The organism is Chthoniobacter sp. (genome assembly GCF_040003245.1).
Lineage (GTDB): Bacteria > Verrucomicrobiota > Verrucomicrobiia > Chthoniobacterales > Chthoniobacteraceae > Chthoniobacter.
In genome coordinates this window covers 1-9,260 of the sequence record NZ_JBDUCX010000257.1, presented here as the reverse complement: position 1 = coordinate 9,260, position 9,260 = coordinate 1, and the positions used below count along the sequence as shown (strand labels likewise).

Annotated in this window: 12 protein-coding genes and 1 pseudogene; 12 read left to right on the top strand and 1 reads right to left on the bottom strand. The window is 61.2% G+C overall.

Translation table 11 applies throughout. From position 1 onward, the window contains the following. From ABJF10_RS25830 to ABJF10_RS25775, 12 genes and pseudogenes are all read left to right on the top strand, one after another. Positions 1-301 (top strand): annotated as a pseudogene (locus tag ABJF10_RS25830) (cytochrome c); the annotation flags it as partial. Between the two features lie 29 nt (positions 302-330). Next, complete coding sequence (locus ABJF10_RS25825) at positions 331-798, top strand: cytochrome c (protein ID WP_348547507.1); 468 nt, start codon at positions 331-333, stop codon at positions 796-798. 104 nt (positions 799-902) lie between these two features. After that, positions 903-2,789 carry a cbb3-type cytochrome c oxidase subunit I gene (locus tag ABJF10_RS25820; protein WP_348547506.1) on the top strand — a complete coding sequence of 629 codons (1,887 nt, stop codon included), beginning with the start codon at positions 903-905 and terminating at the stop codon, positions 2,787-2,789. Between the two features lie 9 nt (positions 2,790-2,798). Further along, a complete protein-coding gene (locus tag ABJF10_RS25815; protein ID WP_348547505.1) occupies positions 2,799-3,872 on the top strand; it encodes a cytochrome c oxidase subunit 3 in 1,074 nt (357 codons plus the stop codon). A gap of 5 nt (positions 3,873-3,877) precedes the next feature. Beyond that, entirely contained in the window at positions 3,878-4,243 is a 366-nt protein-coding gene (locus tag ABJF10_RS25810) for a hypothetical protein (RefSeq protein ID WP_348547504.1), read from the top strand. Then, positions 4,243-4,425 carry a hypothetical protein gene (locus ABJF10_RS25805; protein ID WP_348547503.1) on the top strand — a complete coding sequence of 61 codons (183 nt, stop codon included), beginning with the start codon at positions 4,243-4,245 and terminating at the stop codon, positions 4,423-4,425. Before ABJF10_RS25810 ends, ABJF10_RS25805 begins: the two co-directional genes overlap by 1 nt. Beyond that, entirely contained in the window at positions 4,422-4,700 is a 279-nt protein-coding gene (locus ABJF10_RS25800; protein ID WP_348547502.1) for a hypothetical protein, read from the top strand. Before ABJF10_RS25805 ends, ABJF10_RS25800 begins: the two co-directional genes overlap by 4 nt. Position 4,701: 1 nt before the next feature. Next, a complete protein-coding gene (locus ABJF10_RS25795) occupies positions 4,702-5,526 on the top strand; it encodes a hypothetical protein (protein WP_348547501.1) in 825 nt (274 codons plus the stop codon). Between the two features lie 66 nt (positions 5,527-5,592). Continuing rightward, a complete protein-coding gene (locus ABJF10_RS25790) occupies positions 5,593-6,606 on the top strand; it encodes a COX15/CtaA family protein (RefSeq protein WP_348547500.1) in 1,014 nt (337 codons plus the stop codon). Further along, entirely contained in the window at positions 6,603-7,517 is a 915-nt protein-coding gene (cyoE, locus tag ABJF10_RS25785) for a heme o synthase (RefSeq protein WP_348547499.1), read from the top strand. Before ABJF10_RS25790 ends, cyoE begins: the two co-directional genes overlap by 4 nt. 2 nt (positions 7,518-7,519) lie before the next feature. Beyond that, positions 7,520-8,125 (top strand): SCO family protein, encoded by a 606-nt coding sequence (locus tag ABJF10_RS25780; RefSeq protein ID WP_348547498.1) that lies wholly within the window; start codon positions 7,520-7,522, stop codon positions 8,123-8,125. 4 nt (positions 8,126-8,129) lie between these two features. Continuing rightward, positions 8,130-8,573 carry a DUF420 domain-containing protein gene (locus ABJF10_RS25775; RefSeq protein ID WP_348547497.1) on the top strand — a complete coding sequence of 148 codons (444 nt, stop codon included), beginning with the start codon at positions 8,130-8,132 and terminating at the stop codon, positions 8,571-8,573. A gap of 125 nt (positions 8,574-8,698) precedes the next feature. Here the strand turns inward: ABJF10_RS25775 and ABJF10_RS25770 are convergent. Further along, positions 8,699-9,260: ATPase, T2SS/T4P/T4SS family (locus ABJF10_RS25770; RefSeq protein ID WP_348547496.1), on the bottom strand; the 562-nt coding region annotated here is incomplete at its 5' end.

Genomic DNA, 9,260 nt, shown 5'->3' with positions numbered 1-9,260 from the left:
CTATGTGAATGGGCCGCCCGAGCGCCTGGCCGCGATCATCCTCAAGGGCAACATCGGTGCCTTCACCGTGGATGGGAAACCCTTCAACAACGTCATGCCGCCGCAAGAGGCCATGTTGACCGACGATAAGATCGCCGCGACAATGACCTTCGTGCGGGCGAATTTCGGCAATACCAGCGGACCGGTGACGCCGGACGTGGTGGCCGCCGCGCGTAAGAAGTTCACCGACCGCAAGACGAGCTGGACCCAGCCCGAGCTCGATGCCTGGAAGGACGACGCTGCCGCCGCCCCTGCCAAATGACCCGCTTCTCGTTTTTCCATTCAGTTCCCATGCCTAAGACCACCCTCGCCTTCGCCGCCGCTCTTTCCCTTCTCACCGGACTCGTCCGGGCGCAGGATGCGGCCCCGACGGAAGCGCAGCTTGCCCTCGGCAAGACGACCTACATGACGATCTGCATCGCCTGTCACCAGCCGACCGGCATGGGGCTGCCGATGGTCTTCCCACCGCTGACCAAGTCGCCCTACGCGAATGGTTCACCCGAGCGCTTCGCCGCGATCATCCTGAAGGGCAACATGGGTGCATTCACCGTGGACGGAAAGCCGTTCAACAACATCATGCCGCCGCAGGAAGCGATGCTGACGGATGAGAAAATTGCCGCGGCCATGACCTTTGTCCGCTCCAATTTTGGCAATACCGCCGGCCCGGTCAGCCCCGATGTCGTGGCCGCCGCGCGCAAGAAATTCGCCGATCGCAAGACCGCCTGGACCCAGCCCGAGCTCGACGCATGGAAGGAGTGATCTCACTTTCCGTTCACCGCGCTTCGGCGCCGCCCGCTTCCACCCATTTTTCCGGCGGTCAATTGATCGTAGTCTGCTAGTTTCCACCGTCCCCATTTCACCGTATGTCATCCACGCACGCAGCCGACCACGCTCTCGATCACGGTCATAGTCACGACGACCATCACGAACTCGGGTTCTGGCAAAAGTACGTCTTTTCCACGGACCACAAGATCATCGGCATCCAGTATGCCTTCACCGGTCTGTCGTTCCTTTTCCTCGGCTTCTGCCTGATGATGCTCATGCGCTGGCAGCTCGCCAACCCGGGCCAGCCGGTGCCATTCTTCGGCCCGCTGCTCCAGACGATTTTCACTCCCTTCGGATCGTCCGTGTTTTCCAACGATGCCAACGGCCACCCGGGCATGCTCACCCAGGATGGTTACAATACCCTCGGGGCGATGCACGGCACGATCATGGTGTTCTTCGGTGTCGTGCCGGTCGCCGTGGCGGCTTTCGGCAACTACGTCATGCCGCTGCAGATCGGCGCGCCGGACATGGCCTTCCCCAAGCTGAACATGGCCAGCTATTGGACCTTCTTCGTCAGTTGCGTGATCATGATGAGCAGCTTCTTCGTGCACGGTGGCGCGGCCAAATCGGGCTGGACTTCGTATCCTCCGCTCTCGGTCATTACCGATTCCGGTCCCGGTATCGACCCTTTCTTTAATGGGCAGACGATCTGGCTGCTGGGCATGGTGTTTAATATCACCGGCTCGCTGCTCGGTTCGATCAATACCATCGCGACGATCATCCAGTTGCGCGCCCCGGGCCTCACCTGGATGCGGCTGCCCTTCTTTGTCTGGACCCAGTTGGTCACCGGTTTCCTGCTGCTGCTCGCCTTCCCGCCGCTCGAAGCCGCCGGCTTCATGCAATTGATGGATCGCGCGTTCGGGACCAGCTTCTTCATGCCTACCGGCTTGATGCTGAGTGGGCACCTCACCCACTGGAGCGGTGGTGGCAGCCCCTTGCTCTGGCAGCACTTGTTCTGGTTCCTCGCCCACCCGGAAGTTTACGTGCTCATCCTGCCCGGCATCGGGATGGTGGCGGAAATCATTGCCAACAACACCCGCAAGCCGCTCTACGGCTACAAGGCGATGGTCGGCGGTATCTTCGTGCTCGGCTTCCTGTCCTTCGTCGTGTGGGCCCACCACATGTATATGACCGGCATGGGCGCCAAGGTCTCCGGCTTCTTCCAGACGACCACGGTGATGATCTCGATCCCGTCGGTCATCCTGGTCACGGCCCTTCTCCTCTCGCTGTGGGGCGGTTCGATTCGCTTCACGGTGCCGATGCTTTTCGCCACGGCCTTCCTGCCGATGTTCGGCATCGGTGGTCTCACCGGCATCCCGCTGGCGTTCAACTCCACGGATCTCTACCTGCACGACACCTATTACGTCATCGGCCACTTCCACTATGTCGTCGCACCCGGGACGATCTTCGCCATCTTCGCCGGCGTCTACTACTGGTATCCGAAAGCCAGCGGCCGCATGATGAATGAGACTCTCGGCCGGATGCACTTCTGGCTCTCGCTCATCTTCATCAACGGCATCTTCTTCCCGATGTTCCTCCAGGGTATCGCGGGCGTGCATCGCCGCTGGTACGATGGTGGCGCGACCTACGAGCAGATCATCGCCCCGGTCCTGCACTGGAACAACTTCATGTCCGTCTCCGCGTTCCTGCTCGGCGCCACCCAGTTGATCTTCATCTTCAACTTCTTCTCCAGCATGTTCATCGGGCGCAAGGTGAAGAATGACAACCCGTGGGACGCGACCACGCTCGAGTGGGACACGCCGACGCCGCCGCCTCATGGCAATTTCATCAAGGAAATCATCGTTTACCGTGGGCCCTACGAATACAGCGTGCCCGGCGCCGACAAGGATTTCACGCCGCAAAGCGAAGCCCCTCCCAAATCCGACAAGGCGGCCGCTTTCCCGACCACCGCGCTCGCTCACTAGACTGCCGACATGGAAATTCCGCATACAGTTACCGCCCGGCCCGATACCGGTCTCTACAACGCCAAGCTGGCCATCTGGCTGTTCCTCGCTTCCGAAGTCATGCTCTTCGGCGGCCTCTTCTCCGCCTATGTCTTTCTGCGCATGGGCGCGGATGACGGCTACTGGCCACACGGCTTGCTGAATGTGCCGGTTGGCACGGTCAACACCATCATCCTCATCACCTCTTCCATCTGTGTCGTCTTTGCTTGGGCGGCGCTGAAGATGCGCCGGTGGGGCATGTACAAGGCGTGGCTGGGCATTGCGATTTTGCTCGGCGCCATCTTCCTGGCGATCAAGCTGGGCTACGAGTATCCGAACAAGTTCGACCACTTTGGCACTTTCATTAAGAAGGAAAAATGGGCCGAGTACGAGCCGTATCTCGGCAACGACTACCTTTCCAAGAAGGGCCTCGACTCGCGTCCGGAAATCCGCGGTCACCTGCACGAGGTGGAGATCGACGTCGCCGATGCCGACAAGGCCCAGTTCGATGCGCTGATCAAAGCGCGTTCTCTCGAGATATCCAAGTCCGAGGACGGCGGCAAAGTGCTCACCGTGAAAGTGCATTCGCCGCGGGATGCGGAAGCGCTGGCCAGAGTTCCCGGGGAGTTGACCAACCCTGCCGAGACCGACCCGGCCAAGCAGATCCGGAAGGAAAATGGCGTGAAGATGGTCGCCTTCGAATTGGCGCTCGACGAAGTCAACGCCGATCCCACGAATCCCAAATTCGACAAACCTTCCTTCTGGTTCCGCGGCCACACGGAGAAGCTGGCCACGATTCACGCGGACGACGTGGATGCCGGCGGGTGGGGTGCCTTTGTGCCCAAGCACAGTCCTTTCCTCGCGATCTACTACGCCATCACCGCGCTACACGGCCTGCACATTCTCGGTGGCCTGGTCTGCTTCGTCTATTTCTTCTTCTTCAGCGAGGCGCTCTATCGCCGCAACCCGGAACACATGGCCAACCGCATCGAAGTTGTTGGCCTTTACTGGCACTTCGTCGATCTCGTTTGGATCTTCGTGTTTCCTGTCTTCTATCTCCTTTGAGCACTATGAGTGAATCACCCACCCCTCAACCGGCCGGCACGGCCACGGTCCCGCAGGAGCAAGTCCGGGAAATTGAGAAGCACATGAAGGGCTATTTCAAGATCTTCCTCGTGCAGATCGTCTTCGCGGTGGCGATGGTCGCCGTTTCGTTTTGGAATTTCGGTTCCGCGGCGATGCAGGTGTTCGCCACTTTGCTGGTGGCCGCCTTCAATGGCATCCTCGTCGCCGGCATTCTCATGCATTTGAAAGAGGAAAAGAAAATGGTCTGGAAGGTCCTGATCTTCACCGGGATTTTCTTCTTCGTCCTCTTTTTCCTCACCTACCTGGCGCGCATTGACCCGATCATGCAGACGCTTCACAACCATCACTGATGTCCCTCAAGGCTTTCCATATCCTGTTCATCGCGCTGGCCACCGTGCTGGCGGCTGGCTGCGCGTGGTGGGCCTTTGCCAATGGCATCACCGGCTTCGGCGCGGCCAGCGCCGTGGCGGCGGTGGCGCTGTTCATCTATGGGATCTATTTCGTCAAGAAGTCCCGGAGGTTGATTGTATGAGTCGCTCCCGCCGCTTCGTCACGCCGCTCCTTTGGAGCCTCGTTTTGCTGGCCTTGCTGCCCGCGGCGGCCTCCGCTTGCAGCGTGTGCATGGGCGCCAATTCCAAGACGGGCCCGGCCATTAACGGGGCCATTTTCCTCATGCTGGGCTTTGTGGCCGCTATCCTGACGGGTGTCGGCGCCTTTGCTTACAACCTCGCGAAACGTGCGCGATCTCCTCTGCCTCCGCACGCTGCACACTCGCCATCGATGACCGGCCCGGAGGACACCAAGTAATATGCCCAGTCTCAGTATCAATAAAGCTCTCGGAATCGTCCCCAACGCCTCCGAGCACGGCTACCTCGTGGATCAACTGCTGGAGATTTGTCATTGGTTCATGGCGCTCCTGTTCGTCGGCTGGTCTTGTTACTTTCTTTACACGCTCTGGCGCTTCCACCGCTCGCGTAATCCCAAGGCGGACTATCACGGCGTGCAGAGCAAAGCCTCGGCGCATTTGGAATTCTCCGTCGTGATCATCGAGGCGGTGTTGCTCCTCGGTTTCGCCATGCCCATCTGGGCCAAGCGCATCAACGGGGACCAATACCTCAACAACGCGGACGCTTTCCGCGTCCATTGCATCGGCGAGCAGTTCGCCTGGAGTTTCCATTACCCGGGTCCGGATGGTGTCTTCGGCAAGACCAATGCGGCCTTCATCAGCGCCAGCAATCCGCTCGGGATCGATCCCAACGATCCGGCGGGTGCGGATGATTTCGCCTCGAAATTCGAGATCCACATCGTCAATCAGCGCCCCACGGTGATCGAGATCACCTCGCGGGACGTCATCCATAGCTTCGCACTCCCGCATATGCGCATGGCGCAAGACGCCATCCCGGGTTCCCGCATCCCGATCTGGTTCCGGCCGATCCGCACGGGTAGTTTTGACATCATCTGCGGCCAGCTTTGCGGTTCCGGCCATTACGGCATGCGCGGCCAAATGGTCGTCGAAACCCAGGCGGAATTCGATGCGTGGCAGAAGGAACAGTCTGCGCTTCAGCATCCGGCGGCCGCGACTCCTGCCGCCGCACCCGCACCCGCCGCACCGGCGCCCGCCCCTGCGAAGTAAGCTTGCGCGGACGCCTCTGGTGTTGACTGCGCGGTGCGGTCGGCGACGTTCCCGCTACCACCGCCCGTGACTTCCGCTGAATCCCCACCGACCGTTGAAAACCCCTGGCTGGCGCGTTTCGCCAAGCTGGTGGTCTGCGCGACGTTTGTGCTGATCTTCATCGGCGGGTATACCACGACTTCCGGCGCGGGCATGGCCTTCGCCGACTGGCCGTTGAGCAATGGCTCCCTCAACCCGGCGGGTTGGTGGCAGAATTTCATGATGCGCCTCGAGCACGGCCATCGTCTCACGGCGGGGACGGTCATGACGCTCGTGATCGTCCTGTTCGTCTGGACGCTCTTGCGGCGCCGGTTTTTGCCCCGGGCGGCGGTGCCGCTGGCCGCCTGCGCGCTCGTCGGCGTCTTTTCGCAAGCGATCCTCGGCGGCTTGCGGGTGATCCTCGATCCGCAAGGAATCGCCGCGACGACCAGCACCATCGCCACCACGTTTCGCGTCCTGCACGGCTGTTTTGCCCAGATTGAGCTTTGCCTCGTGGTCTCGCTCGCCGCGGTGCTGTCGCCCGTTTGGCCGCAACTCGTGGCCCAGCCCACTTTCCGCAAGGTGGCCCGGCTCGGCTGGGTGACCGCCGGATTGGTTTTTGTCCAGTTGATGGTCGGCGCCACCATGCGGCACCTCGGCGCGGGCCTCGCGATTCCGACATATCCCCTCACGCCGGACGGTGGTATCATGCCGAAAGTGCACAACGCCTTCGTCGATCTGAATTTCACCCATACGCGGTTTCTGGCTTTGCTGGTGACGATCCACGTCCTTTTGCTCGCGCGGCGCGCGCTCGTCTCCGGCGAGGTGCGGCTCGCCCGCCCGGCGTTGCTGTTGATCGCTTTGCTGGTCGCGCAAATCCTTATGGGCATGTTTGTCATCTGGCATCTGCGCCCGCCGATGCTCACCACCTTGCACGTCGTCAATGGCGCCGCGGTCTTCGCGACCACCGTCTTCCTCGCGGTCCGGGCCAGTCGCTCACCCGCCGTGGATTCGCCGGGCGAGTCCGCTTCCCACTTTCACCTCACGGAGGCTACCGCTTGAACCGCACCACACCGGAATTGACCATCCCTCTCGAGGTGCCGCGTGAAGAAGCGGGGCCGGGAATCGTCAGCGACCTCTTCGTCCTCACCAAGGCCCGCCTGAGCCTGCTGGTCATCATCACCACCTTCGTCGGCTTTTGCGCGGCTTCGGGGTCGCGTCTGGATTGGCTGCGACTGTTCAATGCGGTGCTCGGCACCACGCTGGCGGCGGCCTCGGCGGCTGTGCTCAATCAATACATCGAGTCCAACGTGGACCGCCTGATGGAGCGCACGCGCTTTCGTCCGCTGCCCGCCGGGCGCGTGAAGCTCGCGCATGCGCTCGCGCTCGGCATCGCCATGGGGGTGATCGGCGTCGCCTGGCTGGCGCTGACGGTGAACGCCTTGAGCTCGATTCTCGCCGCGGCGACGATCCTCATCTACATCGCTGCTTACACTCCGTTAAAGCGCCGTACATCATTGTGCACCATTGTGGGTGCCATTTCAGGGGCGATCCCGCCGGTCATCGGCTGGGTGGCGGTCAAGCCCTCCTTCGACCTCGGCGCGTGGGTATTGTTTGGCATTTTATTTACGTGGCAGATGCCGCACTTCCTCGCCATCGCGTGGATGTATCGTGACGAGTACGCGCAGGCCGGTTTCGTCATGCTGCGTCGCGACGACACGACCGGCAGCAAGACGGCAACCGACAGTCTGCTCTACACGTTCGCCCTTATCGTGATCACGCTCATCCCGTATCACGCCGGGATGAATGGCGAGATCTACCTCGGCGGCGCGCTGCTGCTCGATGGCGTGATGCTGCTCTTCGCCGTGCAGTTCCTCATTGAGCGCGAGCGCGCCAGCGCGCGCCGCCTGTTCCTCGCCTCGATTCTTTTTCTCCCGCTAATCCTCGGCCTCATGGTCTTTACCAAGGCGTGAGCGTGCGCCTGCTGCCGATCGCCTTCCTCGGAGTGGCCTTGCTCTTCGCCGCCTGCGAAAAGCGCGAGGCCATTGAAATGCTGCAGCCGCCGGCGACTCCGGCCGTGCTCCAGAAATACTGGGCGCTTCCCGATTTCAACCTCACTGAGCGCAGTGGCCAGCCTCTGCGCCTGGCGGATCTCGCTGGGAAAGTGTGGGTGGCGGACTTCTTCTATTCGAGCTGCCCCGGTCCGTGTCCGGCGCTGACGAGCAATTTGAGCGACGTGCAAAAGGCGCTGGGTTCCGCGCCCGATGTACGGCTCGTCTCCATCTCCGTCGACCCGGAAAAGGACACGACCGAGGTGCTCAAGGCCTACGCGGAACGCTTCAAGGCGGGTCCGGGATGGTTCTTTTGCACGGGAGAGCGGGATGCGATTTACCAACTCGCGCACGACGGCTTTAAGCTCCCCATCGCTGCCGGAACGCCGGAGACGGGTCCGGTCACGCACACCACGCGCCTCATCCTCGTCGACCAGACCGGCATGGTGCGCGGCTTTTACGAGGGCGCGACCAAGGAGGGCGTGAGCGATCTCGTCCGCGATATCAAAAAGCTGCTCGAGGAAAAATAGACCCATGCACGCCTCCGATCTTCCGCCCATCAACGCCAGCCTCAATGCCTTGAGCACGGTCTTCATCCTCGCCGGGATCACGTTCATCAAGAACGACCGGAAACTGGCGCACATCGTCTCGATGATCTGCGCGCTGGTCACCTCCACGGCCTTTCTCGCCTGCTACGTTACTTATCATGCGCTTAGGCACGGCGTACCCACGACCTTCACGTATCCGGGATGGCCGAAAGTGCTCTACTATATCATTTTGGGCACGCATGTGCCTCTGGCATTTCTGACCTTGCCGCTCGTGTTCATGACGATCATCCCCGCCTTCCAGGCGGTCTACGACAAGCATCGCCGCATGGCCAAATGGACCTTCCCCATCTGGCTTTACGTCTCCGTCACCGGCGTCCTCGTCTATCTGATGCTCTACGTCTGGTTCCCATCGACGGACATCGCCCACTAAGCGCGAGAGCGGTTCCCATTGGCTCCATTGGCTGGGTGGGTTCCATTGGCCCTATTGGCTCCATTGCCAAAAATGCCCTATTTAACGCCCAAAATGCTCTTTTGCGTGTCTTTCGCGGACCGACTTTACAGCCCTTCGTCTTCCGGTGGCAGGAAGACGCGGAAGCGATTCTTGTCGATGGCCTTCATGTAGGCTTCGTGCGGGCCCACGATGCCCTGCTGCATCTGCTTCCAGATTGCGTCGTCCATAAATTGCATGCCCTCATTGGCGCCGCCGACGATGACGTCCTGCAGCTTCTGCGTCGCGCCTTCGCGGATGATCGAAGCGGCGGCACTGTTGACCACGAGGATTTCGTTGATGGCGATGCGTCCCCCGCCGGCCTCGGCCGTCTTTTTCAAAAGGAGCTGGGCGACCACGCCACGGAGCGAACTGGCCAGCATCGTGCGGACTTGCGCCTGCTGGTCGCTGGGAAAAACATCGATCATGCGGTCGACGGTTTTGCGGGCGTTGTTGGTGTGCAGCGTGCCAAAGACGAGAAGACCCGTCTCGGCGGCGGTGAGGGCGAGCTGGATGGTTTCCAGGTCGCGCATTTCGCCCACGAGCACGATGTCCGCATCTTCGCGCAGCGCCGCCTTCAAACCTTGCGGGAAGCTGGTCGTATTCTCCGGCACTTCCCGCTGGGTGATG

Coding starts and splice junctions, on each gene's coding strand:
- ABJF10_RS25825 (WP_348547507.1), top strand. CDS start 331: ATGCCTAAGACCACCCTCGCCTTCGCCGCCGCTCTTTCCCTTCTCACC.
- ABJF10_RS25820 (WP_348547506.1), top strand. CDS start 903: ATGTCATCCACGCACGCAGCCGACCACGCTCTCGATCACGGTCATAGT.
- ABJF10_RS25815 (WP_348547505.1), top strand. CDS start 2,799: ATGGAAATTCCGCATACAGTTACCGCCCGGCCCGATACCGGTCTCTAC.
- ABJF10_RS25810 (WP_348547504.1), top strand. CDS start 3,878: ATGAGTGAATCACCCACCCCTCAACCGGCCGGCACGGCCACGGTCCCG.
- ABJF10_RS25805 (WP_348547503.1), top strand. CDS start 4,243: ATGTCCCTCAAGGCTTTCCATATCCTGTTCATCGCGCTGGCCACCGTG.
- ABJF10_RS25800 (WP_348547502.1), top strand. CDS start 4,422: ATGAGTCGCTCCCGCCGCTTCGTCACGCCGCTCCTTTGGAGCCTCGTT.
- ABJF10_RS25795 (WP_348547501.1), top strand. CDS start 4,702: ATGCCCAGTCTCAGTATCAATAAAGCTCTCGGAATCGTCCCCAACGCC.
- ABJF10_RS25775 (WP_348547497.1), top strand. CDS start 8,130: ATGCACGCCTCCGATCTTCCGCCCATCAACGCCAGCCTCAATGCCTTG.